Genomic DNA, 25,049 nt, shown 5'->3' with positions numbered 1-25,049 from the left:
CTACGGCGTGCGCATGATCATCGGTGACGTGCGCGGCAAGGGTCTGGACGCGGTACGGCTGGCGAGCATCGTTCTCGGCTCCTACCGGCACGTGGCGTACGAGCGGGCCGACCTGCGCGCCGTCGTCGCCGACCTGGACCGCGCGGTGGCCCGCAACGTCGGCGACGAGGACTTCGTGACCGCGGCGCTGGTCGAGGAGCGCGGCGGCACACTCACCATCGTCAACTGCGGGCATCCGTCACCGCTGCTGCTGCGCCGGGGCGCGGTGATCCCGCTGGAACCGCCGGCGCCGGCGCCCCCGCTCGGGTTCATGCCGGTGGTCCGGCCCCGCGTCGAGCGCCTGGAGCCGGGAGACCGGCTGCTGCTGTTCACCGACGGCCTCGGCGAGGCGCGGCGGGATGGTGAGTTCTTCCCCACCGCCGACCGCGCCTGGCGGCTGCTGGGTCACGGCACTGTCGCCGACGGGCTGGCCTCCCTGGAGACCGCCCTGATCGAGTGGGTTCACGGCCGGCTCGACGACGACATCGCCCTGGTCCTGATGGAGTACGTCGGTGCTCGTACCGGCGCGGCTGCGGCCGTCCCGAGTTGGGAAGTCGGTGCCGCCGAGAGCTGACCGGAGCGGGTGTGTAATCGCCGTCACTTGGGTGATCCGCTTGTCGCTGCCTACCCGCGAGTAATACAGTCGGGGTTACTGATCGGTAACACCTGTCCGGAAGCGGGGCCAGTGAGCATGACCCACTACAAGAGCAACCTGCGGGACCTTGAGTTCAACCTGTTCGAGGTCTTCGGTGCCGACCGGTCGTTCGGCCAGGAGCCGTACTCGGATCTCGACACCGACACCGCCCGCAGCTTCCTCGCCGAGCTTGACCGACTCGCGCGTGAGGACCTGGCCGCCAGCTACACCGACAGTGACCGCAACCCGCCGGTGTTCGACCCGGCCACGCACACCGCGCCGCTGCCGGCGTCGTTCAAGAAGTCCTACCAGGCATTCATGGACTCCGAGTTCTGGCGGCTCGACCTCCCGCCGGCTCTGGGTGGCACGAACGCGCCGCGCGCCCTCTGGTGGGCCCTCGCCGAGCTGGTGCTCGGCTCGAACGCTCCCATCTGGATGTACGCCTCCGGCCCGTCCTTCGCGCACGTCCTGCACGTCGAGGGCACCGAGCGGCAGAAGAAGTGGGCCAAGCTCTTCATCGACAAGCAGTGGGGCTCCACGATGGTGCTCACCGAGCCGGACGCCGGCTCGGACGTCGGCGCCGGCCGCGCCCGTGCCACCCAGCAGCCCGACGGCTCCTGGCACATCGAGGGCGTGAAGCGCTTCATCACCTCGGGTGAGCACGACCTGAGCGACAACATCGTGCACTACGTGCTGGCCCGCCCGGTCGGGGTGGAGGGCGTCGGTGGCCCCGGCACGAAGGGTCTGTCGCTCTTCGTGGTGCCGAAGTTCCACTTCGACGAGACCACCGGCGAGTTGGGTGAGCGCAACGGCGTCTACACCACGAACGTCGAGCACAAGATGGGCCTGAAGGTCTCCAACACCTGCGAGCTGACCTTCGGCGAGCACGGCGTACCGGCAAAGGGCTGGCTGCTGGGCGACAGGCACGACGGCATCCGGCAGATGTTCATGATCATCGAGTACGCCCGGATGCTGGTCGGCACGAAGGCCATCGCCACCCTCTCCACCGGCTACCTCAACGCCCTCGAGTACGCGAAGAGCCGGGTGCAGGGCGCCGACCTGATCCAGCAGGCGGACAAGACCGCCCCGCGCGTCACCATCACCCACCACCCGGACGTCCGTCGCTCGCTGCTGCTGCAGAAGTCGTACGCCGAGGGTCTTCGTGCCCTTGTCCTCTACACCGCCACCTGGCAGGACAAGGTCGCCATCGCCGAGGCCGCCGGCGACGAGAAGGCCACCAAGCTGGCCAAGCGGGTGAACGACCTGCTGTTGCCGCTGGTCAAGGGCGTCGGTTCGGAGCGGGCGTACGAGATGCTCGGGCACGAGGCCCTACAGACCTTCGGCGGCTCCGGGTTCCTCCAGGACTACCCGCTGGAGCAGTACGTCCGCGACGCCAAGATCGATACCCTGTACGAGGGCACCACCGCCATCCAGAGCCTGGACCTGATCTTCCGCAAGATCGTTCGGGACAACGGCAAGGCGCTGCTGGCGGTCGCCGGCGAGATCCAGGAGTTCATCTCCTCCGAGGCGGGCAACGGCCAGCTCAAGGAGGAGCGGCAGGCGCTCGGCAAGGCGCTCGCCGAGGTGCAGAACATCCTCGGTGTGCTGACCGGTTGGCTGGGCGAGGCGCAGGGCGGCGACACCCGCGCGCTCTACAAGGTCGGGCTGAGCAGCCGGCGCTTCCTGTTGGCGATCGGCGACCTGGTGGTCGGCTGGCTGCTCCAGCGGCAGGCCGACGTGGCGCTGAAGGCGCTGGCCGGCGAGGTCTCCGCCAGCGACAAGGCGTTCTACACCGGCAAGGTGGCAGCTGCCCGCTTCTTCGCCCGCGAGGTGCTGCCCCGCATCGGCGCCGACCGACGGATCATCGAGAGCACCGACCTCGACATCATGGACCTCCCGGAGGAGGCCTTCTGACCGTGCCACGGCACGGCTGACGGTCCCGGGTCGCACCACCCGGGACCGACACCGACGGCCGGTGGGGCGCTGCCCCGCCGGCCGTCGCCGTGTCCGTGGGTGGGTGACCCTCCCCGCCTCGCGCCACGTATTGGGCGAGCCCGGTCGGGTATGCCGCAGGCGTGGCGGGTAACCGTCGCGTGACCTCGAAAGGGAACGCCCAGAGCCACCGCACGGGGGAGTGCAGCGCACATGGGTGTAGGAAGCGGCATTTTTCTCATCGCGATCGGCGCGATCCTGACCTTCGCACTGAGGGCCAACGTCTGGTGGATCGACGTGCGGGCGGTCGGCTGGGTGTTCATCCTGGCCGGGCTGGCCGTACTGCTGACCACTGTCTGGTTCTGGCAGGACCGACGGAAGCGGGCCCGGACCCTCATCGTGGAGGAGAACCGGCTCTCCCATCCGACGGCGATGATGCCGCCACCGCCAGACCCACCGCCACCAACCGCGCCGCCGTCCTGACGCCGGCACGACCCCCTGAGCCATCCGTCGATCATCGACGGGTGGCTCAGCCGCGTGCCGTGTGCCGTGCCGTGATCGGCGCTCCCGCCCGCCCCAACTGCGCCCAGGCGAACCGGCCACGGTGCACCGCCAGTTCGGCGGTCCGCAAACCCTCATCGGGCGCACCCTCCGGGTCGAGGAGGGCCGCGAGCAGCGAGATGCCCGGATTGTGGGCAATCAACAGTGCCGTGCGGGCCGCCGCGTCGACCGTACGGACCAGCGCCAACAACTCCTCCGGGTGAGCGTCGTACGCGCCGGGCTCGTAACGGACCGTCGGCCGAGGACCGGTCGGGCCACCCTCCGGCGGTGCGCCGGTCATCCCCATCGCCACCCCGTGCCAGGTCTGCCGGGTACGCCTGGCCGTCGAGCAGATCACCACGTCGGGCAGCAACCCGTGGTGCGCCAACCAGGCGCCAGCCCCTGCCGCGTCGGCCTCCCCGCGGGCGCTGAGCGGGCGCTGGTCATCGTCTGCCGCGTCGCTGCCCTGCTCGGCCTTCGCGTGGCGCAGCAACACCAGTGTCCGCGTCTCGGGGTCGGCGTCCGTCATGCCCCCAGCTTGCCCGATTGGCGATCTCCGTGCCTGGGTAAGTCGATGGATGCCGCACCCCTACCGACGGCCGCGGCGCGTCGTACGCCAGGTTAGAGCCGAGGAGCGAGACATGGGCATTGGTGGCAGCATCTTCTTGATCGCGCTGGGCGCGATCCTCGCATTCGCCGTGGAGGCCGATCTGGGCTGGCTGGACCTGTCCGTGGTCGGCTGGGTGCTGATGTTGGCCGGTGTCGCCGGCCTGATCACCACCGTCTACTTCTGGAACAGCCGCCGTCGCCCTGTGGTCGCCGCGCCGGTCCGCGAAGAGCGCGTGGTGGCTGACCGGGTCGTGCCGGTCCAGGACAACCAGGTCGTGCAGGAGTACCGCGAGGTGCGTCGGCCGGGCCGGCCGATCTGATCCTCGCTCGCGAACTCCGGGGTCCCGCAGCGTCGCGGGGCCCCGGCTCGCGTGTCGCCCGCCCACCCGCTCACCCGCCCCCTGATGACCCCGCCGAGGGCGTCGCCGGTCACCGGCGAGCGGAATCCCGCGCAGTTTCGGGGAAACTGCTGCCTGCGGGGCCTTCGACGCAGCAGTTTCCCCGAAGTTGCGCGGATCTTGGCGGGGTGGGCTGGCACGGTCAGGAGCGGGGGCGGCCCGCGTGGTGGGGGGCTCGCTATGGGGTTGGTCTGCGGGGGTCAGGCGAAGAGCGCGAAGTAGATCGCGATGTGGTGGCAGAGCGCTGCCAGCAGCGTGCAGGCGTGGAAGAACTCGTGATGACCGAAGACGGTCGGCCACGGGTTGGGTCGGCGCAACGCGTAGCAGACCGCCCCGATGCTGTAGATCGCGCCACCGGCGATCAGCAATGCCAGTGCCGCGACGCCGCCGCCGTGCAGGATCTCCGGCAGCATGGCCACCGCCACCCAGCCCAGCGCCAGGTAGAGCGGCGCGGACACCCAGCGCGGCGCGTGCGGCCAGACCACCGTGACCGCCACGCCGGCCAGTGCGCCACCCCAGACCAGGGCCAGCATCACGGTGGCCGGCCGGGGCGCGAGCAGCATCGTGCAGAGGGGTGTGTACGTGCCGGCGATGAACACGAAGATCATCGAGTGGTCCATTCGGCGCATCACCTGGTAGCCGCGCTCCGACCACACCCGACGGTGATAGAGCGCGCTGGTGCCGAAGAGCCCGCACACCGTGACGCTGTAGATCAGGCAGCTGACCAGGGGTGCCCATCCCGGACGGGTGGCGGCGATCGAGCAGAGCACGACGCCACAGACCAGGGCCACAAAGAAGGCGTACGTGTGTAGCCAGCCGCGCATCCGGGGCTTACCGATGTCGACCGGCTTCAGGCGAAGCGGGGCGGAGGTACTCACGTAGCCAGGCTACGGCACCGTAGGTTACTTGCAAGTAGTGGTGTTGGTGACGCCCGGCACCGTCATCGTGAACTCCGTATCGGCACGACATCGGCGAGGATGAGCGGATGCGGATCCGACCCGTCGGGGCGCACGCCCTGCTCCTCGACTGCACCGCCCCCGCCGACGTTTCCGAAGCCGCGCTTGTGGAAGCGTGGCGGGCCGAGCTGTGGCGGCGTCGGGCGCAGGGTGACCTGATCGCCGTTGAGATCGTGCCGGCGGCCAGCACGGTCCTGCTCGACGGCCTGCCCGACCCAACCACCACGGCCGAGCAGTTGGCCCGATGGGCACCCGGCGTCGCCAAGGTCGACGTCAAAGCCGAGGACGACAGCGACGACGACGCGGCGGACGTGGACGTACCGGTCTTCTTCGACGGGCCGGACCTGCCGGTGGTGGCCGAGCACTGGGGCGTGGACGTGCCCGCCGTGCTGCGCCGGCTGACCGGCACCCGGTTCCGGGTCGCGTTCTGCGGGTTCGCACCGGGGTTTCCCTACCTGACCGGGCTGCCCGACGAGCTGGCGTTGCCCCGGCTGGCCACACCCCGCCCCCGGGTGCCGGCCGGGTCGGTCGCCCTGGCCGGCCCGTACGCCGGTATTTACCCGAGCGCGTCCCCCGGGGGTTGGCTGCTGGTCGGCCGGACCGAATTGGTCCTCTTCGACGTGTACGCCGACCCGCCGGCCCGACTCGGACCGGGCGCCCGGGTCCGGATGGTGGCGGCATGACCCGTCCGGCCGCTGTCGAGGTGCTTCGCGCCGGTGCGCTCACCACAGTGCAGGACCTGGGCCGGCCCGGTTGGGCGCATCTGGGCGTACCGCGCTCCGGCGCCCTCGACCCGGCGGCGCTGCGGCTGGCCAACCGGCTGGTCGGCAACCCGGAGCACGCCGCCGGCCTGGAGGTCACCCTGTCCGGCTGCACACTGCGGCTGACCCGGGCCACCACGGTGGCGGTCACCGGTGCCGAGGTGACGGTCCAGGCAGGCGATCGGCCCGGTGACACCGGACGACCGCTTACCGTGCCGGCTGGGACGGTGCTGCGGATCGGCCCGGCCCGTCGGGGCGTACGGAGTTGGTTGGCGGTGGCGGGTGGCATCGACGTGCCGCCGGTGCTCGGCAGTCGGGCCACCGACACCCTGTCCGGGCTCGGCCCGGCTCCGCTGCGCGATGGCGACCGGCTGCCGCTCGGCGAGCCACCCGGCCCACCCGCGCCGGTGGATTTGACCGTCTGCTCCGCGCCGGCATCGGAGCTGCAGCTGATGCTGCGTCCCGGCCCTCGGGAGGACTGGTTCACGCCGACCGCGCTCGACCGGCTGTTCGGCACCGCGTACACCATCAGCCCGGTGAGCAACCGGGTCGGCGCGCGGCTCGCCGGCGCGGCGCTGCCCCGCGCGGTGGCCGGCGAACTGCCAAGCGAGGGCATCGTGCTCGGCGCGGTGCAGGTGCCGGCGAACGGACAGCCCCTGATCTTCCTCGCCGACCATCCGACCACCGGTGGATACCCCGTCATCGGGGTGGTCACCGACGTGACAGCGCTCGCGCAGGCCCGGCCAGGGACTACCGTCAGATTCCATGGACCTCAACGCTGACCTGGGTGAGGGATTCGGCATCTGGCGGCTCGGTGACGACGAGGCGCTGCTGAGCCTCGTCACCTCCGCCAACGTCGCCTGCGGCTTCCACGGCGGTGACCCGTCCACCATGCGGCGGGTCTGCGAGGGGGCCGCGCGGCGCGGGGTCGCGGTGGGCGCGCAGGTCGGCTACCGGGACCTGGCCGGCTTCGGTCGACGGCACATCGCGTACGACTTCGCCGAGCTACGCGACGAGGTGACCTACCAGCTGGGGGCGTTGGACGCGTTCTGCCGGCTGTTCGGCACCCGGGTCCGCTACCTCAAACCGCACGGCGCGCTCTACCACGCGGCAAGCACCAACGAGTCCCAGGCGGCGGCGGTGGTCGCGGCGGTCAGCGGCTACGACAGTGAGCTGCCGGTGCTCTGCCTACCCGGCTCGACGCTCGCCCAACTCGCCGTCGGCGCGGGTCTGCCGGTCGTCGCGGAGGCCTTCGCCGACCGTGCCTACCTGCCCAACGGGGCGTTGGTGCCGCGCGGCACACCCGGCGCGGTGATCACCGACCCGGAGCAGGTGGCCGAACGGGCCGCGCGGATGGCCACCGAACGGAGCGTGGTGGCGGTGGACGGCACCGTCATTCCCTGCGCGGTCGATTCGATCTGCGTGCACGGCGACACCCCGGGCGCGGTCTCCGCCGCCGAACTCGTCCGCGCCAGCCTGATCGACGCCGGCATCACCCTGGCCCCCTTCGCGTGAGGCCGGAGGGGCCCGGCGGGCCCCTCCGATCACCTCACGCGTCCAGGCCGCGCAGCACCAGCGGCAGGCGGGTCACGGCGCCGTCGACAACCCGGACCGGTACGCCCCAGTCCTGCCGGGTCAGGTGGCACGCCGCGTGTTCGACGTCCGCGTCGCAGGTGGCCGCCTGGGCGGTCACCTGAAGCACCCCGGCGGTGACCTCGGCGCTGAGCACCAGCCGACGGGACAGCTCGGTGCCCGTGCCGGCACCATCCACCAGCAGCTCCGGCGGGGACGCGGAGACCACCAACCGGGTAGACGGCCCGAACGTCTCGTCCAGCTTCTGCCCCGGCGCCGGGGTGAAGACGATGTCCAGGGTGACCTCACCGGCCGCGACGTCGGTCGGCTTGCGCTCGGTACGGTGCCGGGGACCGTCGACCGTGCTGGCACCCGCCGCCGACAGGGCACCCGGGGCGAGCCGGGTCAGCCGGTGCGCGGCGGACTCCACCACCAGCACCTCGCCGGCCGGGCTGAGCACCAGGTCGCTCGGCTCCGCCAACCCGTCGGCGACGGTGGAGACCTGGTTGGTGGCCGGGTCGAAGCGACGAACCGCGCCGTTGTACGTGTCCGCGATCAGCACCGAGCCGTCCGGCAGCGCGCACACACCCAGCGGGTGTTGCAGCAGCGCCGACTCTGCCGGACCGTCCACGTGCCCGAAGTCGAACAGGCCCTGCCCGACGGCGGTGCCCAGCACACCGTTCTCGACGTACCGCAGTGCGCTGGTCTCGCTGTCGGCGATCCAGAGCCGGGTGCCGTCGGTGGAGACGGACAGCCCCGACGGCTGCGCCATCCACGCCTCGGCCAGCGGGCCGTCCCGCAGCGCCTCGACAGTGGTGCCGGCGTACATGCCGGCGGTCCGCTTGATCGGGTCGAACCACCAGAGCTGGTGGATGCCGGCCATCGCGATGATCAGCTTGTCGTCGTACCAGGCCAGATCCCACGGGGAGGAGAGATCCACCGCGAGCGCGTCGTGGGCGTGGTCGTCGACCTCGGCACGCCACTGCCGGCCGCTGCCGGCCACGGTGACGACCTCGCCGGACTCCAGCCGTACGCCACGCAGCAGGTGGTTGACCGTGTCGGCCACCACCAGGTCGTAGCCGGCGATCTCGGCGACATGTGTGGGCAGCAGGCACACCCCCTGCGGCTCGGAGAACGTCGCCGCGGCACCCGGCCCGTCGGCCCGGCCCCGCTCGCCCGAGCCGATCCGGCGCACCGGCGTCTCGCCGTCGGGAGCCACCTCGACCAGGGAGTGCCGGGCCGAGTCCGAGACCAGCAGGTTCCCGTTCGGCAGCAGCACCGCCTTACCCGGGAAGCGCAGCGCCGTTTCCGGGGCCGGCGGCGGAACGTACGGGCCGTCACCCCGATGCAGGGTGCCCTTGGCCTCGTGGGTGGCGATCAGCTCGTCGATCAACCGGGCCAACCCTTCGGCGTGACCCTCGCCCGCCATGGTGGCCACCACGTAACCCTCGGGGTCGATCACCGACAGGGTCGGCCAGGCGCGGGCCGCGTACTGCTGCCACATGTCCATCTCAGGATCGTCGAGTACGGGGTGGTGCACCCCGTACCGCTCGACGGCCGCGACGAGCGCGTCGGCGTCCTTCTCGTGCTCGAACTTCGGCGAGTGCACACCGATCACGACGAGCACGTCGCCGTACTTATCCTCCAGCGGGCGCAACTCGTCGAGCACGTGGAGGCAGTTGATGCAGCAGAACGTCCAAAAATCCGCGATCACGATCTTGCCGCGAAGGTCCTGCAAGGTGAGGTTGCGTCCGCCCGTGTTGAGCCACTGGCGGCCCCGCAGTTCGGGCGCACGTACACGCGCTGTCGTTCCCATGCCCGCCAGCCTGCCACGCCGCAGTCCCGGCCGCCGTGACCCGGACGACAGACCGCCTGAGGAGTCCTAGCGCCGCCGGACAGTCAACCTTGCGGTGATGGGCCTGCTGGGCGGTCTTCCGGTTGGTGGGGTCGGGCTCTGCGTGCGGACCTTGGGCGGTCGGCGGGCCTAACGGGCCTCGGCCCACCCAACGAAGCGGGGCGTCAGGTCGGGAAGCACGGTGCCCGGGTTGAGTTTGGCCAGGTCGGCCGCCGCCTCCTCCTGGACCTTCGTCATGTGCACCAACAGCCCCGGTCGATCGTTGCGGTACTGGCCGAGGAGGCGCAGCTTCGCAGCCGAGCAGGGCCAGAGGATGCCGCAGCGGCCGTCAGATGGACGATGTCGCCAGCTTTGAATCCGCCTTCGGTCGTCACCGCGCCCCCAACAGCCAGCGGTGCGCCGGGACGCGGTTTGGACGGCTGGCCGTGAAGGGCGGGATGAACGGTCCCGCCGGGTTCGTGGGCGGCAAGGCAATCGCTCCCGGCTTTGCTTGCATCGGCTTGTCTAGGTAACCATCGCCAGACGCACGGAAGGGCCAGGCGACGCAGGTAGGCCGGAACGTCGGCCAGGGTCACGACCGGCACGCCGTGAAGCCCGGCGTAGACAGACTCAAGGAAGTCCTCGGCCCCGGGCAGAATCACGACGACGTGAGCCGCGCGGGCGGCGTCCATGTCGTCGGCGACCAGGGCGACGAGGTCGTCCGCGTCGGCCGGATCAGCGGCGGTCGCGGTGGTGACCAGATAGCAGCGTCCAGCAGGGCGGCCACGGCGGCGGCGAGGGCGTCGGCGGCCCCGGCGGGAGCAGCGATGTAAGCGCGGGGGTCAGGACGGGGCTACGGGCGCGGCAAAGGGCGCTCGCCATCCGCTGTGGCTGGCCCACATGTGATGTGCTGTTGAGCGATATACCTCAGAGGTATAAATATGACTCTGAGGTATATCAGTCACTACCGCATCCGTGCCCACGGAGGTGACCGACGGTCACCTCCGGCCGCCGGCTGCGTCCACAGCCCGAGCCAGGCCTAGGTGTCGCTGGGCAGAGCAGTCAGGGCTGACTCGTCTAGCTGGCTAGTCTCCCAATATCGCTGATCTCGGTCCCGAGGGTGGGACAAGCCCAGACCGCTCGGCCAGTGGACACCACCGCTGTCAGGGGGTGGCGTGCGGGATGGTGCGGGCAGGGCGGCCAGTTGGTGGCGCGGCCCAGTGACCACAAGGCCTCCACCGCCCATTCCTGAACCTGGTCGGCGAGCGCGACGATCTGGGTCGCGGCCGGTTGGCCAAGAATGATCGAGATCCCCTGGCCGGAGCCGTCGGAAGCGTAGAGGAACGCGCTGGCCGTCTGTGGGTCGCCGTCCCGCCACGGTTCATCGCGAAGGTCGGGCTGAACCCCGCCAGGCTTCCCAAGATCGGACAATATCGGCTCCAGCGCCGCCGCCAACTCGCGTTCCACAACCGGATTGTGCCGGAGACAAGCGGCTCGGGTGCGACGGCGGCGGGGCCACGGTTGCCCGTGGCCCCGCCGTCGGTGGAGTTACTTGGTGGCCGGCTTGAGGCAGAGCACCCGGTTGGTGCCGCTACCCGGCAGCACCACGTGGGGCTGCGCCGTGTCGGTGCACTTCTCCTTCGCGTCCACCTTGGAGACGATGGTGAAGGCGTCCGCCTCGCCGCAGTCTGCCTCCGAGGCGCCACCCTCGCCGGACTGCTTCACGCAGGTGCCGACCGCCGGGTCGAAGGCCGGCGCGTCGTCCTTGCCGACCTTTCCGAGGAGCAGCAGCAGGCCGAGCGGCACCGCCAGGATGAGCACCGCGGCGATCAGTACCGCGGCCAGCACCCGACCGTTGCGGACCTTCGGCGTCGGTGGCTCCGCCTTGGGCTCCTCGGCGTCCGGCTTGAACGCGTCGAACCGGCCATGATCCGACTGGCCGGGCTCCTGGCCCCAGGACGGCGCGGGCTGCTGCGGTGGCGGGAAGGCCGGCGGGAAGTTGTTGCCCGGTCCCGACTCGATCGCCGGCCCGCCGAAGCCTGGCCCACTGGACCCCGGCCCGCCGAAGCCTGGCCCGCCGGAGGCCGGTCCGCCGTAGTTGGGCGCGCCGAAGGTCGACGCGCCGCCGACCGTGGCGGTGCCTGCGGCAGGCGACCCGGGGCCGCCGAACTGGTCGGCCGGCCGCTCGGCACCGCCGTGCGGCCGCGTGCCGTTCACCGGCCGGTTGTTGCCGGGCGCGTCCACGAAGGACGGCACGCCGGGCGGGAAGGCCGGCGGCGCCGACGGGGCCGCACCGAACGCGTTCGGTGCGGGCTGCCGGTCCTCGAAGCGCGGCTCGGCGGCGGGCTCGCCGCCCCAGCCGGGGCCGATCTGCCGCTGCGGGTCGTTCTGCCACTCGGGTGCGGCCTGCCGCTGCGAGTCGTTCTGCCAGTCCGGTGCGGCCTGCCGGGGTGGGTCGTTCTGCCACTCCGGTGTCACCTGGCGGGGCGGATCGTTCTGCCACTCCGGTGTGACCTGGCGCGGGGAGTCGTGCTGCCAGTCGGGTGCACTCTGGCGCTCGGCACCCGGGTCGGCCTGGAACGCCTCCGGCTCCGGTTCGTTCCCCGGCTCGGGTCGAGCCGGCCGACCGTACACCCGGGGTTGTGGTGTGGCCGTGCCAGTCGGACGGATGGCCTGGTCGGTCGGGGGCATCACCCGGCTGGCCAGCGGCACCGAAGCGCTTGCCGTGGCCCGGGCCGCCGCGCCGGCTGCCGACTCGGCGTCCGACACCGGCACCACCGCGCGGCCCGCTCCGGACTCCGGAGAGGTACGCGGTGCTGGTACCACAGCGCCACTCGCGGGGGCGTCCTCGGCGCGGCCCCAACCGGCCGGGTCCGCCTCGTGCTGCGCGGCGGCGTCCGGGATCTCCCGCTCGGCGTACGCGGGCTGCTCCGGGATCGGTGCGAACTGGGCTTGGGGTGCGTAGTCGGTCGGCGGGACAGCCGCCAGGCTGGCGCCCGGCACGCGCTGCTCCTGAGGAGGCAGCGGAACCGCGTTCGCCGGTGAGATGCCCGGCGCGGGCCCGGGTTGGTAGGCCGGTGCCTCGTCGCCCCGGTCCGCCTCCCAGCCGCCGCGGGCCTGTGCGGAGGCTTCCGCTTCGGCGCGACCCCACACCTCGCCGGGTGCCCACGGCTCGACCGCGGGCGGGCCGTCCCTGCCGGGCACGCTGACGCTGGCGCGGGAGGGCAGGCCGCTCTGCTCGGCGGGCGTCCACCCGACCGGCTCCGCTCGCTCGGCGGGCTGGTCCTGCGGCGAGAGCACCCAATCGGGCTGCTGCGGACGGCTCTCGGCATCGCCCCAGGCGGCCGGCTGTCCGGGCTGGTCCTGCCGCGCGTCGCCGTCACCCCACCCTGTGGGCTGCGCCTGCTGCTGCTGCTGGGCGGCCCATCCACCGGAGCGGGCCGGGTCGTCCTGGCCGGGCCAGTTCGTCGCCGGTGCCGGCACCTGGGCCGCGCCACGGGCCGCGTTGGGCTGGGCGGCCTGACCCCACCCGGGGGCGGGCTGCTCGGCCGGTTCGGCGGGCTGACCCCACGTCGGCGGCGACTGCTCCGCCGGCGTCCACACGGGCTGGTCGTCGCGTCCCGCCGCGGTGGCGGGCCAGCCACCGTTGCCGGGCGTCTCGTCCTGCTGGGCGCCGCCGGACCAGTTGGCGGCCTGCTGCGGCTCGGCCTGCTGCGCCTCGGCTCCGCGCCACTCGGCGGTGGGCGGGTTGCTCTGCGCCGCGCCACCCCAACCGCCGGCGCTGGCCGGATCTTCCTGGGCGGGCCAGGCGGTGGTGGCCGGAGGCACCTGCGCGGCGCCCCGCACGGGCGGCTGGGCCTGCGCCCAGTCGGGCTGCTCGGCGGCGTTCGGAGTCCAGGTGGGTGCGGGCGTGCTCTGCTCAGCCGGCGTCCAGCCCTGCTGTTGCGGTGCGGCCCAGGCCGGCTGCGCCGGGCCTGGTGCGCCGTCGCTGCCGGGCCAGGTGCCGGGCTGCTGCTGCGGCGGCTCGCTCACGCCACCGCCGGCCGCCCACGCCGGCTGGGGCGGGTCGTGGGGCTGCGCTGCGGGGGCGGCGCCCCAGGCGGGGGCCGGTGGTTGCTCGGACTGGGTCGCCCATGCCGGCGTCGACGCGTCGGGCCGCGCCGGTGGCGGGGGTGCCCAGCCCAGGTCGGGGCCGGCGGCGTTCTGGCCGTTGTCCGGCTGCGCCGGGCGGTCGCCGTACGGCGCCGGTCCGCCGGCGCCCGGTGACACCTCGTCCGGCTCATGGCCGGTGCGGTGCGGGCCCTCGGACGTCATGGGTGCGCCTCCTCCATCACATGTCGGCTCGCGGTGCCGATCGGTCTCCTCGGCATGCTGCCGGCGTCACCGGCGTACCGCTGTGCCGGCTCCCCGCACGGTATCGGGTGGCGGCACGGCACGTCCAAGGAGCACCGGTCGTCACTCCCCGTGGCCGGTCGGTGTCGAGCAGCTTCGGTGTGCTCGGCCTCTGCCGGGTCGGCGGGCGGCGACCGAAGCCCACCGTACCGGGCGCTGCGGCAGGGCGGAATCCCGGTGGCGGGTGGCCGGAACGCCGATGGCCCACCCGGTGGGCCGGGTGGGCCATCGATCTGGAGGAGGTGAGGAAAGTTGTGGAGCGTCAGCTCATGTGACGCTGGGCGATGACGAGGAGTTCCTCGCGAACTGCCGGCGAGTTCGCCGAGCGCAGCGCGTGCTCGATGGCACGGGCGCGGCGGGTGGCGTCGCGGTGGTTGCGGATTCGCTCGATCATGCTCATTGGTGGGTCCCCCTAGCTATTCGGTTGTCAGCCCCTGATGCGTCTATTCAACAGCAGAACCCCGCCAACTTCCATCGATTATTAGGTGAGTTGGGACACCCGCCTAACAATCAAAGGTCAACAGGCCGTCTGACCGATGCTTCCGTCGCCTAAACGACACGGCCGGTGTGCCGGGCGTTAACCCGTGGCACACCGGCCGTGGCTGGCGTCTCGAACGATCAGGTCCAGGCGAGCAGCGCCGCCTCCGGATCCGCGAGGAAGTCGCCGACGTCGCGGAGGAACTTCGAACCCAGCTCACCATCGATGATCCGGTGGTCGAAGCTCAGCCCCAGCGTGGTGACCTGACGCACCTTGACCTTGCCCTTGTGCACCCAGGGCATCTCCCGCACCGCGCCGAAGGCCAGGATCGCGGACTCACCCGGCGGCAGGATCGGCGTGCCGGTGTCCACTCCGAACACGCCCACGTTGGTGATGGTCAGGGTGCCGCCGGACATGGCCGCGGGCGAGGTACGCCCGGACTTCGCCGTCTGCACCAGGTCGGTCAGCGCGTCCGCCAGCTCCCGCAACGAGAGTCGGCCGGCGTCCTTGACGTTCGGCACGATCAGACCGCGCTCGGTGGCCGCCGCGATGCCGAGGTTGACGTACTCCTTCACCACGATCTCGTCGCCGGCCCACGTCGAGTTGACCATCGGGTGCCGCCGCACCGCGAGCAGCACCGCCTTCGCCACCAGCAGCAGCGGCGAGACCCGCACCTCGCGCCACTCCCGCCGACCCCGGAGTCGGTCCAGTGCCTTCATCGCCCGGGTCACGTCGACGGTCAGGAACTCCGTCACGTGCGGAGCGGTGAACGCCGAGCGGGACATGTTCTCGGCGGTGAGCTTGCGGACCCCCTTGACCGGGATGCGCTGCTCCCGGTCGGCGCCGAAGCTCGCGGCGCTCGTCGCGGTCCGGGTGACAGCGACCGGCTCGGCCGCCGCCACGGAACCGCTCGCCGCCTGCTGTACGTCCTCCCGGGTGATCGAGCCGAGCGGCCCCGACCCGGTCAGCGTGCTCAGGTCGACGCCGAGATCCTTGGCGAGCTTGCGTACCGGCGGCTTGGCCAACACGAGCCCGCCCGTCACCGGACCGCCGTGCCCGTTACGGACCGGGTCCGGCGTGACCGGCTGCGGTGCGACCGGTGCCGGTGCGACCGAAGCCTCGGCCTGCGCCGGGGCGGCACCCTTGCGGGGCCGGCGCTTCGCGGCGGTGGTACGCGGGCCGTAGCCGACCAGCACCGCCGTCCGCCCACCCGGGGCGACACCGCCGATCAGGCCCGGCTCGATCATGCCCTCGGCCGGGGCCAGCTCCACCGCCGCCAGCGAAGCCGCCGACGGAGTGGGCAGGTCACCGGTGGGCGTCGCCGTGGTCGACTGGGTGGTTTCCAGCGGCCCGGCGCCCGGGTCGGTGTCGATCGCGATGATCGGCGTCCCCACCTCGACCGTGGTGCCCTCCGGGTGGTGGATCGCCTGCACCTGCCCGGCCCACTTCGCCGGGATCTCCACCGCCGCCTTGGCCGTCTCCACCTCGACGATCGGTTGGTTCAGCTCGATCGTGTCACCGACCTTGACCAGCCAGGCCAGGATCTCGCCCTCGGTCAGTCCTTCGCCCAGGTCGGGCAGGTTGAACGTCTTGATCCGGGACATGTCGCTCACCAGCCGAAGGTGCGGTCGACGGCGTCGAGCACCCGGTCCAGGTCGGGCAGGTATTCCTCTTCCACCCGGGCAGCCGGGTAGGGGGTGTCGAAGCCGGTCACCCGCAGCACTGGCGACTCCAGGGAGTAGAAGCACTCCTCGGTGATCCGGGCGGCCAACTCGGCGCCGAGGCCGATGTTCGACGGCGCCTCGTGCACCACGATCGCACGGCCGGTGCGCTTCACCGACTCGTACGCCGCCGCCAGGTCCAGCGGGGAGAGCGAGCGCAGGTCGATGACCTCCAGCTCCCGGCCGTCCTCGGCGGCGGCGGTCGCCGCCTCCAGGCACGTCCGCACCATCGGCCCGTAGGCCAGCACTGTCACGTCGGTGCCGGGCCGCACCACGCGAGCGGAGTGCAGCGGGTACGCCTCGGACAACGGCGCGTCCAGGTCGACCTGCCCCTTCTCCCAGTAGCGCCGCTTGGGCTCCAGGAAGACGATCGGGTCGTCCGAGGCGACGGCCTGCTGGATCATCACGTACGCGTCCTGCGGGTTGGCGCAGGTCACCACCTTCAGGCCGGCCGTGTGCGCGAAGTACGCCTCGGGCGACTCGGAGTGGTGCTCGACCGCGCCGATGCCACCGCCGTACGGCATCCGGATCACCATCGGGATGCTGAGCCGGCCGCCGGAGCGGTAGTGCATCTTCGCCACCTGCGACACGATCTGGTCGTACGCCGGGTAGACGAAGCCGTCGAACTGGATCTCGCAGATCGGCCGGTAGCCGCGGATGGCGAGACCGACCGCGGTGCCGATGATGCCGGACTCGGCCAGCGGGGTGTCGATCACCCGCTGGTCGCCGAAGTCCTTCTGGAGCCCGTCGGTGATCCGGAAGACGCCGCCGAGCTTGCCGACGTCCTCGCCCATGATGATGACCTTGGGGTCGTTCTCCAGGGCGCGGCGCAGGCCGGTGTTGAGGGCCTTGCCGATGGTGAGCGTCTCGGTGGCCATCAGTGGGCGCTCCCCTCGAAGGACTCCATGTAGCGGCTGAACTGCGCACGTTGCTTGTCGAGCAGCGGAGAACCGTTCGGGTAGACGTTGTCGAACATCGTCACCGGCTCGGGGTCGGGCATCTCGAGCACCCGCTCGCGCAGGTGCACCGACTCGCGGCGGGCCTGTTCGTCGACCTCGGCGAAGAAGGCCGCATCGGCGATCTGCTGCTTCTCCAGGAAGGCCTTGACCCGGGTGATCGGGTCCTTGGCCTGCCACGCCTCGACCTCGCTGGCGATGCGGTAGCGGGTCGGGTCGTCGGAGGTGGTGTGCGCGCCCATCCGGTAGGTGTACGCCTCGATCAGGCTCGGGCCCTGCCCGTGGCGGGCGTTGTCCAGCGCCGTGCGGGTGACCGCGTACGAAGCCAGCACGTCGTTGCCGTCCACCCGTACGCCGGGGAAGCCGAAGCCGGCGGCCCGCTGGTAGAGCGGGACGCGGGTCTGCCGCTCAAGCGGCTCGGAGATCGCGTACTGGTTGTTCTGGCAGAAGAACACCAGTGGGGCGTTGAACACGCTGGCCCAGACGAACGCCTCGTTCACGTCGCCCTGGCTGGTGGCCCCGTCGCCGAAGTAGGCGATGGCCGCCTCGCCGTCGTCGGTGCCGGTCTTGCCGTCCATGGTGATGCCCATGGCGTAGCCGGTCGCGTGCAGGGTCTGCGCGCCGATGACGATCGTGTACATGTTGAACTTGAACTCGTTCGGGTCCCAGCCGCCCTGGTCGACACCGCGGAACAGGCCGAGCGGCATGATCGGGTCGATGCCCCGGCAGTAGAGGACGCCGTGCTCCCGGTAGGTCGGGAAGGCCATGTCCTGCGCTCGCAGCGCCCGCCCCGACCCGACCTGCGCGGCCTCCTGGCCGAGCAGGCTGGCCCACAGGCCCAGCTCGCCCTGGCGCTGGAGAGCGGTCGCCTCGGCGTCCAGCTTGCGGACCAGCACCAGATCGCGGTAGAGGCCGCGGTATTCCTCGTCGGTGAAGTCGACGCGGTATTCGGTGCCGTCCGTCCCGGTGACGCTGTCGATCCGCTCGCCGTCGGGGGTGAGCAGCTGCACCAGCGCGGGGTCGCCGGCCGTGCCCTTCTTGGAGCGGGGTGCCGCCCGCCTGCTGCGGGTGGTGCCTCCGGGGTCGCCCTTTGCCATCGGTCTCTCCCTGTCGTGTCTGCGTCGGCACCGGGGGGTTACCCGGCCACGCAACTCGTGCGCCTGCCCGGCTCTTGCCGGACCGGTTCCTGGCGGCCGCGCCTAGCCCCGGTGGGGGTTGCCGCACGGCGTGAGCCGGGTTCTGGCCGAACCCGGATCGGGAGCGCCGGCCCCGGGCCGCGCCTGCCGCGAGGGTGCGCGGAGGTCACGGCTGCGTTGCCGTCGTGCTCCATATTCGCAGAGCAGGTGAGCGCGCCCACAGTACGCCCGCCCCGGATTCCGACAGCCCACCTTTTGCCGGCGTTTGTCGCCCTCCTGCCGGCCCGCGGTTCCGAGGCGTTCCGGCGGTGATTCGTCACGGTTCGATCAGCCCGGCGTGTCGACACGCGGTGGAGGTTGGCTGACGGAGGGTGACTGGGTCAGGCTGATTCCCGCAGGATCGCGTCTATCGGGTTATATGCCGGCTTTGTGGCTGGCGCGGCGAGCCCGACGGCGGTGGCGGCCACTCGTTCGCGCGGACGTCCACCCATGTCCTCCGACAGCCGACGACAAGGGGTGTGCGGTGCACGAGCCAGGTGACGGTCCCGGCACACCAGCACTCGGCCGGCACCGGTCGGCCGGTGGCTACCGCCGGGTGGTCGGTGTCCACCGCGCCCTCGGCGCGGGCGGCTCCTCCCGGGGCTATCTGCTCACCGTCGCACTGCTGGCCGGCACCGCGTCGATGCCGATCCTCGCCGCTATCAGCGCGGGCTCGGCCACCCCGGGCAGCACCGCGCTCCCCGACAGCAGCACCCCGTTCATCCCGACCCCGTCGGTCGGGCCGGTGGTGATCCCGATGCCGATGACCACCCAGCCGGCGCTTCCGCCACCCGGCACACCCAGCGTCGGCCCGACCAGCGGCTGGCTGCCCGCCGCTCCCCGGCGTACCTCGGAAAGGCCCGGATCGGAAACGGTGACCGGCCCGAGGCCCGGCCGGCCGGCGACCTACCCGCCGCTGGCACCGAAGCCCACCCGCGGCACCTGGCCCGCCATCCCCCCGCCCGGTCCGCCACCGCCGACCACCGGTACGCCGACCGACCCCCCGGACCCCGACCCGACCGACCCCGACCCGACCGACCCCGACCCCGACCCCACCGACCCCGACCCGCCGGATCCAGACCCGACTGATCCCGACCCGACCCCGACGATCGACCCGACGCCCACGATGGACCCCACGCCCACGATGGACCCGACGCCGACGCCGACCCCGAGCCCGAGCCCGACCCCGACGGACGTTCCCACCGCGACCGCCGTGCCGACCCGGGCACCGTCAGTGCCGGTCACCACACCCGGGCGACCCCCCGCCCCTGCCACACCGACCAGCCGACCCGGTCCAGCGGTCCCGTCGCCCACGAGCGTTTCGCCGACGCCACCGGTCAGTCGTTCCCCAGTGGCCTGACCGACGCACTCCACGGTGTCCGCGACGGTACGGTGACCCTCAGGCGTGACCCATCCGGTGCCGGCGGCGTGCCGGCGGTGGGCCCGTACCGGAGGGGGTGGCGTGGGCGGCGGTGCGAGACTCCGCCCGGTCACCACCCGGCCCGGCCCGGGGCTGCGGGTCGCCCGGCTGGTCACCGAGGTGAGCGCGCCGGCCGTGCTCGTGTCGCTGCTGATCGTCACAGTGAGCTGGCACAGCGCACGCCGTCCGGGTCAGGGCCTGGTCTGGGGTCTGCTCGCCACGCTCCTGGTCATCGGCGTTCCGTTCGCCTACGTCGTCGGCGGGGTACGCCGTGGCCGCCTCACCGACCACCACATCGGCCGCCGGGAACAGCGCCGTGCGCCGCTGCTTGTCGGCCTCGCCTCGGTGACGGCAGGGCTCGCCCTGCTCGTCGTGTTCGGCGCGCCCCGCCCGGTGCTGGCGCTGGCCGTTGCCGGGCTGGTCGGGCTCGTGGTCACCGTGTCGGTGAGCCACTGGTGGAAAATATCGATCCACTCGGCGGTGGCCACCGGCACGCTGGTCATCCTGATGCTGACCTTCGGGACCCGGCTGGTCGTCGCCGCGCCGCTGCTGGTGTTGGTCGGCTGGTCCAGGGTGCGGCTCAGGGACCACACGGTGGCGCAGGTGCTCGCCGGTGGTGTGCTCGGCGGCCTGATCGCCGCGGTGGTCTTCGGCGCGCTGCGCTGACCGGAACCTGCTCGCGGCCGAGGCCCGCCGCTGGACGGGGACCCGGGACGGGCGGTGTGTGCCGCCCGCCCCGGAAACCGTCAGGCGCCGTCGTCGGCGAGGCGGTGCCGGTTCGCCTCGATCCAGGCGTCCAGAGCGGCCGGGTCGTCCGGGTCCACCCCGTCGGCCATCAGCTGCGCCACCGCGGCGGTCGCCGGGCTGCGCCGCTCACCCGTCGAGTAGAGGCGGGCGAACTCCGGCACCATCTCCTCGATCGCCTCGTCGGTACGCGTCGCCGCCGCCTCCGGCAGCCCGCGCTGGCGTGACGCGTACCGCGCCCAGGCGCGCAGCACCCGGGGCAGCATCGCCGCGTCGTCCATGTCCAGCACCGCCCGGCGGTGCACCCAGTCGAGCAGGAACAGCCCGGACACCGCCGGGCTCCAGCGCATCGGGTCGCCGTCCGGGAAGCTCGCCGAGTGGTCAAGCACCAGGCTCAGGCAGAAGTGCAGTGAGGCCAACTCCGCGCCGTCGACGGCGTCCAGCCCGAAGCGGGCGGCCTCCGGCGCGGCGAGGAACCGCCGGACCAGGTCGGTGCGCTCGGCCGCGGAGAGCGGCTCGACCGCCGCCGGGCCGGTCGGGTCGGCCGCGGTGGGCAGCATCGCCAGCCGGGCACCGACCAGCGCCCGGTCGGTCGCGAGGGAACCCTCGCCCGGCAACTCGCTCAGGTCGTCGGTCACCGCGAGGTGGCGGGCCACCTCGCCACGGAGCCGGGCCGGATTCTCGGTACGGAACCAGGTCAACTCGTCGTCGGCGCACATCTGCCGAACCTGGTCCAGGATCCGTTCCGCCGGCCCGCCGACGAAGATGTCCTTGGTGATCCCGATGTTGTGGTCCACCAGGGCCACCAACGCGTGCTCGGCGCCGCCCGACGCGTCGTCGTAGGCGAAGGTGGCGAGGTAGGAGGTCTGGTCGCCGTACACGTCGCCGTACGCCCAGGTGCCGGTGAGGTGCACCCGGCCGAGCTGCCCGGACCAGGCGGGCGCCTGACTGCCCGGCCGGACCCGCTCGGTGCCCTCGGCGTTCGGGACGAGCGCGGCGAAGACCTGCCGGATGGTGGTCGCCGCCGCGATCCGGCGGCGGGCGGTGGCGGCGAGGAACCCGGTGACGAACTCCCGTACGGCGGTGTCGCGGTCGGTCTCCGCGATGGCGTAGACACTGCCCAGCAGCGCGCTGCCGAGCATTTCGGCGTCGAGGGCGGACTCCAGCTTGGTCACGTCGCGTGCGGCGTGCAGCACCGCGTCGTAGGGGGTCTCAGGCGTGGCCATGCTCCGACCCTACGCCGCCCAGGGCCGATGGAGAGCGGTAGCGAGCCGCGCGGGGCGTCAGCGGCGGGCGGCGTCCCGCAGCGCGTCGCGCGCCTGCGCGTACGAATCGAGCACGGTCCGCACCGGTGTCAGCACGTACTCCTCGCCGACCAGGGCGACCTTCGCCGTCAGCCGCTGTTCGGCACGGGCTCGGGCACTCCGCGCCGCCCAGCGCACCACCGGCCGGGTCAGCGCCGCCACCAGCAGCCCGGCCAGCAGGCCGCCGAGCAGCAGCAGGGTGGGCAGCGGCACCTGACCGACCATCGGGTTGTCCAGCGCCGGCAGGCCCAGGACCCGCAGCGCGTACCCGAGCACCAGCCAGCCGAGCCCGACCACGGCGGCGAGGGTGACCAGCCACTGCACACCGCCGACGACCCGCCACCACAGCGGCCGACGGCCCAGGCCGAGGTCGGTGCCGGCGATCGTGCGGTCCAGCGCGTCCGGCAGGTCACCGAGGCGGGACCGGGCGGCCGAGGTCACCGCGCCGGGCCAGGCGGCGGGCAGGTCGGCGGCGGCCCGGTCGGCCACCGCGCGGATCGCTAGGCCCAGCGCCGAGCGCTGGGCGGGCGATGGCTCCGGGACCGAGGTGGCCGCGACCAGGCTCTCCGCCGGGCCGTCCCGGTCGCCGGTCGGGCCGGGCAGGTGCAGCCGACGCAGCGGGTCGGGTCGCAGCCGCCGCCAACCCCGGACCACTGGCCAGCCGGTGGCCGCGCCAGCCCGATGCCGGTACGCCTGCTCCACCGCGTTGGTGACCGCGGGCACGCCGGCCGCCCCGGCCAACGCCCGGTTCAGCCCGTCGACCGCTGAGTTGTCCGGTCCGCCAGCGGGGCGGGTCGAGCCGACCAGCTCGTCCAGGCCGGCGACAACCGTGTCGACGTCACCCGCGAGTCGGCGCAGCGCGGCCTGCCGCTCGGCGACGGTCCGCTCCAGCGCGCCGCGCAACCCCACCATGCCGGCCGGATCGATGGCGGTGGTGGACAGCAGCGGCACCCCGGTCAGCCCGTCCGTGTCGAGCAGCCGACGCAGGTCGTCCAGGACCCGGGGCACCTCGGCCGGGGGCAGCCGGTCGACCTGGTTGAGCACTACCACTGTGACGTCGCGGTGCCTGTGGAACTCGCGCAGGTAGCTGTCGTGGATGACCCGGTCGGCGTACTTCTGCGGGTCGACCACCCAGACCACCTGGTCGACCAGGCCGAGGAGCCGGTCAACCTCCAGGCGGTGGGAACGCTGCACCGAGTCGAAGTCGGGCAGGTCGAGCAGGACCAGCCCGTGCAGCGCCGTCTCGTCGTCCGCGTCCAGGGCGCTCTCCCGGACGAAGCGGTGTCGGGGCAGCACGCCGATCCAGTCGAGCAACTGGTTGGCGCCCGCCAACGGCCCCCACACGCACGTGTGGGTGACGCCGGTGGTCGGTCGGCGGACCCCCACCGGCGAGAGTTCCAGCTGGGCCAACGCGTTGAAGAGGCTGGACTTGCCGCTGCCGGTGGCACCGGCCAGCGCGACCACGGTGTGGTCCCGGGACAGAGCCAGCCGGCTGCCGGCCCGCTCGACCAGTGTGTGCGCGGGCACCAGCTCCGGGTCGGGCAGCAGGCCGTCCACCGCGGTCAGGAAGCGACGTACCGCGTCGAGTCGGCCGACCAGCGCGTCGGCGTCGACCCGCTGGTCACCGCGGAACGCCTCGCGTACCCGGCCGGTGATGTTGGTCACCGGGAGCCCTCCTCGTCGCGCGACGGCTGGCTGTCGCCGCCAGCGGACAGGCCGCTGCGGTGCCGGGCCAGCTCGACCCGGCCGGCGGCCCGGCGCAGCCCGTCGCCGGAGTCCGCGGCGGGGCGGGCGTCGGCGGTGCGGCTGAGGAACCGGTCGGCCTCCGCGTCGAGCAGCGTCCGCACCCGGGCCAGCAGATCGGTGCGGGCCTTGGCGGCCAGGGTACGCACCGCCTGGTCGCCGAAGATCGCCTGGAGCACGGCCTGCGCGGCGACAGTGGTGCCGGCCCCGGTGGCCAGCTCCAGCCCGGTCGGGATGAACGCGGTGGAGGCGAAGACGGCGATCATCACGGCCAGACCGGTGGCGTTGACCGCGTACGCGGCGGTGCGGGCCACGAACCGCTTGTCGCCACCCTCGACCCGGACCAGCTCCAACACCCCGCGCTGCCAGTCCCGGACCATCCGTTCGGCGCGCTCGGGCAGGTCGTCGCTCGGGTGGGCGAGCGCCGGATCGAGCAGCCCGCTGCCCGCCGGGTGTGCCTTCCATCCCGTGTACGCCGATTCGGCGGCCTCCGAGGCCACCCCGCGCAGCAGCGTGACCAGCTGCGACTCGATGGCGTTGCGCAGCTCGACGGAGGGTGCCGGTCGACCGGTGACAGCGGCGACGACCCGGTCCCGGAGGCGGCCGATCCGTGCTTCCAGCGTGCGGAAGAACTCCCCGGTGCCGACGAACTCCTGCCAGCGGGCGAGCACCTCGCCCCGGAGCAGTCGGCCGTCCTGAAGCCCCTGCTCGACGGTGCGCTCGGCACCCCGGTACGCGGCCCGGACCCGGTCGTCGAGCTCGTCGGCGGCGCTGACCTGCTCGTCGGCGGCGTCGGCCAGCTCCTCGACGGCGGGGTGGAGCGCGGCCAGCGCCCCGTCCAGCGTCTGGCGGACCACCGCCGCCCGAGCGTCCGCGTCGGCGGCCAGCCGGGCGAACCAGTCGGCCAACGTCGCGGTCACGCCCTCGGGCAGCAGCCCCTGCCCGTCGACCCACGTCTCCGGCAACACGAACAGCGGCGCCCGACCGAGGTCCTGTTCGGCGAGCATCTCGGTCAGGTGCGCGGCGATCTCGTCGGTGGCCTCGGCGGGCACCCGGTCCAGCACCATGGCGATCACCGCGCCGCGCGCCCGGGCGCTGCGCAGCAGCTCCCAGGGCACCGCGTCGGCGTACCGGGCGGCGGTGGTGACGAAGAGCCAGAGATCGGCGGCGGCGAGCAGTTGGGTGGCGAGCGCCCGATTGGCGTCGACCACCGAGTCGATGTCGGGCGCGTCGAGGAAGGCCAGCCCGGCGGGTAGGGCGGGGGCGGTGACGAGGTGCAGGGCTCGGGGATCGTCGCTCGGCTCGGTGGTGCGGGTCAGGCCGGGCAGCAGGTCACCCTGCCGGAACCACGCCGCGTCGGACGGGTTGCAGACCAGCACCGGGGAGCGGGTGGTCGGCCGGAGCACGCCGGCGGCGCTGACCCGGGCCTTGACCAGGCTGTTGACAAGCGTCGACTTGCCCGCACCGGTGGAGCCGCCGACCACCACGAGAAGCGGGGCGTCCAGCCGGGCGAGCCGGGGCAGCAGGTAGTCGTCGAGCTGATCGGTGAGGGCGCTGGCGGTGTGCCGGGCGGGGCCGGCGGAGGGCAGCGCGAGAGGATACCGGGTCGCACCGATCGCCTCCCGGAGGCCCGACAGGGCGCCGGGGAGGCCGTCGTCCCCGGTGGTGGCGGGCGGCTCCTCCGCGGCGTCCGGCGGACCGGTGCGGGCTGCGACGGCGGGCGCGCCGGAACGGGTGGCGGAATCGCCGTGCGTCGTCACCGCTAAAGCGTGCCCGACCGATGCAAGGGAAGACAACCGGACGGTAGTAACGGCTGGGTTGCGTCGGGTTGACTCAACTCG

21 protein-coding genes are annotated in these 25,049 nt (G+C 72.7%); 9 read left to right on the top strand and 12 right to left on the bottom strand.

The window, feature by feature from the left end; genetic code table 11:
* The 3 genes from ABZU25_RS13940 to ABZU25_RS13930 form a co-directional block, all read left to right on the top strand.
* Positions 1-613, top strand: a 613-nt coding sequence (locus ABZU25_RS13940) for a PP2C family protein-serine/threonine phosphatase (RefSeq protein ID WP_355029688.1), incomplete at its 5' end; no start/stop codon positions are given.
* A 117-nt stretch (positions 614-730) separates the two neighbouring features.
* Positions 731-2,587, top strand: coding sequence for an acyl-CoA dehydrogenase (locus ABZU25_RS13935; RefSeq protein ID WP_355029697.1), 1,857 nt, complete (start codon positions 731-733; stop codon positions 2,585-2,587).
* 231 nt (positions 2,588-2,818) lie between these two features.
* Positions 2,819-3,088: a DUF6458 family protein gene (locus ABZU25_RS13930; RefSeq protein ID WP_030487564.1), complete on the top strand. Its 270-nt coding sequence runs from the start codon at positions 2,819-2,821 to the stop codon at positions 3,086-3,088.
* Positions 3,089-3,134: 46 nt separating this feature from the next.
* Here ABZU25_RS13930 and ABZU25_RS13925 read toward each other — a convergent pair whose 3' ends face one another.
* On the bottom strand, positions 3,135-3,674 hold the full coding sequence (locus ABZU25_RS13925; protein ID WP_355029687.1) for a histidine phosphatase family protein: 540 nt from the start codon (positions 3,672-3,674) through the stop codon (positions 3,135-3,137).
* A 112-nt stretch (positions 3,675-3,786) separates the two neighbouring features.
* Here ABZU25_RS13925 and ABZU25_RS13920 point away from each other — a divergent pair, with 112 nt between their 5' ends.
* Positions 3,787-4,074, top strand: coding sequence for a DUF6458 family protein (locus ABZU25_RS13920; protein WP_355029686.1), 288 nt, complete (start codon positions 3,787-3,789; stop codon positions 4,072-4,074).
* 278 nt (positions 4,075-4,352) lie between these two features.
* On the opposite strand, the gene ABZU25_RS13915 is transcribed toward ABZU25_RS13920, so the two are convergent.
* Complete coding sequence (locus tag ABZU25_RS13915) at positions 4,353-5,030, bottom strand: hemolysin III family protein (protein ID WP_355029685.1); 678 nt, start codon at positions 5,028-5,030, stop codon at positions 4,353-4,355.
* A gap of 107 nt (positions 5,031-5,137) precedes the next feature.
* On the opposite strand from ABZU25_RS13915, the gene ABZU25_RS13910 reads away from it, so the two are divergent.
* The 3 genes from ABZU25_RS13910 to ABZU25_RS13900 are packed head-to-tail and all read left to right on the top strand — an operon-like array spanning position 5,138 to position 7,384.
* A complete protein-coding gene (locus ABZU25_RS13910) occupies positions 5,138-5,791 on the top strand; it encodes an allophanate hydrolase subunit 1 (RefSeq protein WP_355029684.1) in 654 nt (217 codons plus the stop codon).
* The gene (locus ABZU25_RS13905; protein ID WP_355029683.1) at positions 5,788-6,651 is read left to right on the top strand and encodes a biotin-dependent carboxyltransferase family protein; all 864 of its coding nucleotides are present in this window, start codon (positions 5,788-5,790) and stop codon (positions 6,649-6,651) included. The genes ABZU25_RS13910 and ABZU25_RS13905 overlap by 4 nt, the downstream gene beginning before the upstream one ends.
* A complete protein-coding gene (locus ABZU25_RS13900; protein WP_355029682.1) occupies positions 6,635-7,384 on the top strand; it encodes a 5-oxoprolinase subunit PxpA in 750 nt (249 codons plus the stop codon). The genes ABZU25_RS13905 and ABZU25_RS13900 overlap by 17 nt, the downstream gene beginning before the upstream one ends.
* A gap of 34 nt (positions 7,385-7,418) precedes the next feature.
* Here the strand turns inward: ABZU25_RS13900 and ABZU25_RS13895 are convergent, their stop codons facing one another.
* The 7 genes from ABZU25_RS13895 to pdhA form a co-directional block, all read right to left on the bottom strand.
* Positions 7,419-9,257, bottom strand: coding sequence for an NHL domain-containing thioredoxin family protein (locus ABZU25_RS13895; protein ID WP_355029681.1), 1,839 nt, complete (start codon positions 9,255-9,257; stop codon positions 7,419-7,421).
* A 1,095-nt stretch (positions 9,258-10,352) separates the two neighbouring features.
* Complete coding sequence (locus tag ABZU25_RS13890; RefSeq protein ID WP_355029680.1) at positions 10,353-10,742, bottom strand: hypothetical protein; 390 nt, start codon at positions 10,740-10,742, stop codon at positions 10,353-10,355.
* Between the two features lie 81 nt (positions 10,743-10,823).
* Positions 10,824-13,589, bottom strand: a complete 2,766-nt coding sequence (locus tag ABZU25_RS13885; protein WP_355029679.1) for a hypothetical protein — start codon at positions 13,587-13,589, stop codon at positions 10,824-10,826.
* 340 nt (positions 13,590-13,929) lie between these two features.
* Complete coding sequence (locus ABZU25_RS13880) at positions 13,930-14,067, bottom strand: hypothetical protein (protein WP_167454674.1); 138 nt, start codon at positions 14,065-14,067, stop codon at positions 13,930-13,932.
* A 218-nt stretch (positions 14,068-14,285) separates the two neighbouring features.
* Positions 14,286-15,758, bottom strand: a complete 1,473-nt coding sequence (locus tag ABZU25_RS13875) for a dihydrolipoamide acetyltransferase family protein (RefSeq protein WP_355029678.1) — start codon at positions 15,756-15,758, stop codon at positions 14,286-14,288.
* The gene (locus ABZU25_RS13870; RefSeq protein WP_355029677.1) at positions 15,755-16,744 is read right to left on the bottom strand and encodes an alpha-ketoacid dehydrogenase subunit beta; all 990 of its coding nucleotides are present in this window, start codon (positions 16,742-16,744) and stop codon (positions 15,755-15,757) included. Before ABZU25_RS13870 ends, ABZU25_RS13875 begins: the two co-directional genes overlap by 4 nt.
* Positions 16,744-17,919 carry a pyruvate dehydrogenase (acetyl-transferring) E1 component subunit alpha gene (gene pdhA / locus ABZU25_RS13865; RefSeq protein ID WP_355029676.1) on the bottom strand — a complete coding sequence of 392 codons (1,176 nt, stop codon included), beginning with the start codon at positions 17,917-17,919 and terminating at the stop codon, positions 16,744-16,746. The genes ABZU25_RS13870 and pdhA overlap by 1 nt, the downstream gene beginning before the upstream one ends.
* A gap of 562 nt (positions 17,920-18,481) precedes the next feature.
* On the opposite strand from pdhA, the gene ABZU25_RS13860 reads away from it, so the two are divergent.
* Together ABZU25_RS13860 and ABZU25_RS13855 are read left to right on the top strand one after the other, a co-directional pair.
* Positions 18,482-19,357, top strand: a complete 876-nt coding sequence (locus tag ABZU25_RS13860; protein WP_355029675.1) for a hypothetical protein — start codon at positions 18,482-18,484, stop codon at positions 19,355-19,357.
* A gap of 102 nt (positions 19,358-19,459) precedes the next feature.
* On the top strand, positions 19,460-20,083 hold the full coding sequence (locus ABZU25_RS13855; protein ID WP_355029674.1) for a phosphatase PAP2 family protein: 624 nt from the start codon (positions 19,460-19,462) through the stop codon (positions 20,081-20,083).
* An 80-nt stretch (positions 20,084-20,163) separates the two neighbouring features.
* Here ABZU25_RS13855 and ABZU25_RS13850 read toward each other — a convergent pair whose 3' ends face one another.
* Genes ABZU25_RS13850 through ABZU25_RS13840 form a run of 3 tightly spaced genes read right to left on the bottom strand, consistent with a single transcriptional unit; the run spans position 20,164 to position 24,968 of the window.
* Positions 20,164-21,387: a hypothetical protein gene (locus tag ABZU25_RS13850; RefSeq protein ID WP_355029673.1), complete on the bottom strand. Its 1,224-nt coding sequence runs from the start codon at positions 21,385-21,387 to the stop codon at positions 20,164-20,166.
* Positions 21,388-21,444: 57 nt separating this feature from the next.
* On the bottom strand, positions 21,445-23,130 hold the full coding sequence (locus ABZU25_RS13845) for a GTPase (RefSeq protein ID WP_355029672.1): 1,686 nt from the start codon (positions 23,128-23,130) through the stop codon (positions 21,445-21,447).
* Positions 23,127-24,968, bottom strand: a complete 1,842-nt coding sequence (locus ABZU25_RS13840; RefSeq protein WP_355029671.1) for an ABC transporter — start codon at positions 24,966-24,968, stop codon at positions 23,127-23,129. Before ABZU25_RS13840 ends, ABZU25_RS13845 begins: the two co-directional genes overlap by 4 nt.
* Positions 24,969-25,049 lie beyond the last annotated feature (81 nt).

Source organism: Micromonospora sp. NPDC005215 (assembly GCF_040607915.1).
Taxonomy (GTDB): Bacteria; Actinomycetota; Actinomycetes; order Mycobacteriales; family Micromonosporaceae; genus Micromonospora.
This window is presented reverse-complemented; position numbering and strand designations above follow the sequence as displayed.

Excerpts from the sequence above, each read along its gene's own strand:
- ABZU25_RS13935 (WP_355029697.1), top strand. The coding sequence starts at position 731 with ATGACCCACTACAAGAGCAACCTGCGGGACCTTGAGTTCAACCTGTTC.
- ABZU25_RS13930 (WP_030487564.1), top strand. The coding sequence starts at position 2,819 with ATGGGTGTAGGAAGCGGCATTTTTCTCATCGCGATCGGCGCGATCCTG.
- ABZU25_RS13925 (WP_355029687.1), bottom strand. The coding sequence starts at position 3,674 with ATGACGGACGCCGACCCCGAGACGCGGACACTGGTGTTGCTGCGCCAC.
- ABZU25_RS13920 (WP_355029686.1), top strand. The coding sequence starts at position 3,787 with ATGGGCATTGGTGGCAGCATCTTCTTGATCGCGCTGGGCGCGATCCTC.
- ABZU25_RS13910 (WP_355029684.1), top strand. The coding sequence starts at position 5,138 with ATGCGGATCCGACCCGTCGGGGCGCACGCCCTGCTCCTCGACTGCACC.
- ABZU25_RS13905 (WP_355029683.1), top strand. The coding sequence starts at position 5,788 with ATGACCCGTCCGGCCGCTGTCGAGGTGCTTCGCGCCGGTGCGCTCACC.
- ABZU25_RS13900 (WP_355029682.1), top strand. The coding sequence starts at position 6,635 with ATGGACCTCAACGCTGACCTGGGTGAGGGATTCGGCATCTGGCGGCTC.
- ABZU25_RS13895 (WP_355029681.1), bottom strand. The coding sequence starts at position 9,257 with ATGGGAACGACAGCGCGTGTACGTGCGCCCGAACTGCGGGGCCGCCAG.
- ABZU25_RS13885 (WP_355029679.1), bottom strand. The coding sequence starts at position 13,589 with ATGACGTCCGAGGGCCCGCACCGCACCGGCCATGAGCCGGACGAGGTG.
- ABZU25_RS13880 (WP_167454674.1), bottom strand. The coding sequence starts at position 14,067 with ATGAGCATGATCGAGCGAATCCGCAACCACCGCGACGCCACCCGCCGC.
- ABZU25_RS13870 (WP_355029677.1), bottom strand. The coding sequence starts at position 16,744 with ATGGCCACCGAGACGCTCACCATCGGCAAGGCCCTCAACACCGGCCTG.
- pdhA (WP_355029676.1), bottom strand. The coding sequence starts at position 17,919 with ATGGCAAAGGGCGACCCCGGAGGCACCACCCGCAGCAGGCGGGCGGCA.
- ABZU25_RS13850 (WP_355029673.1), bottom strand. The coding sequence starts at position 21,387 with ATGGCCACGCCTGAGACCCCCTACGACGCGGTGCTGCACGCCGCACGC.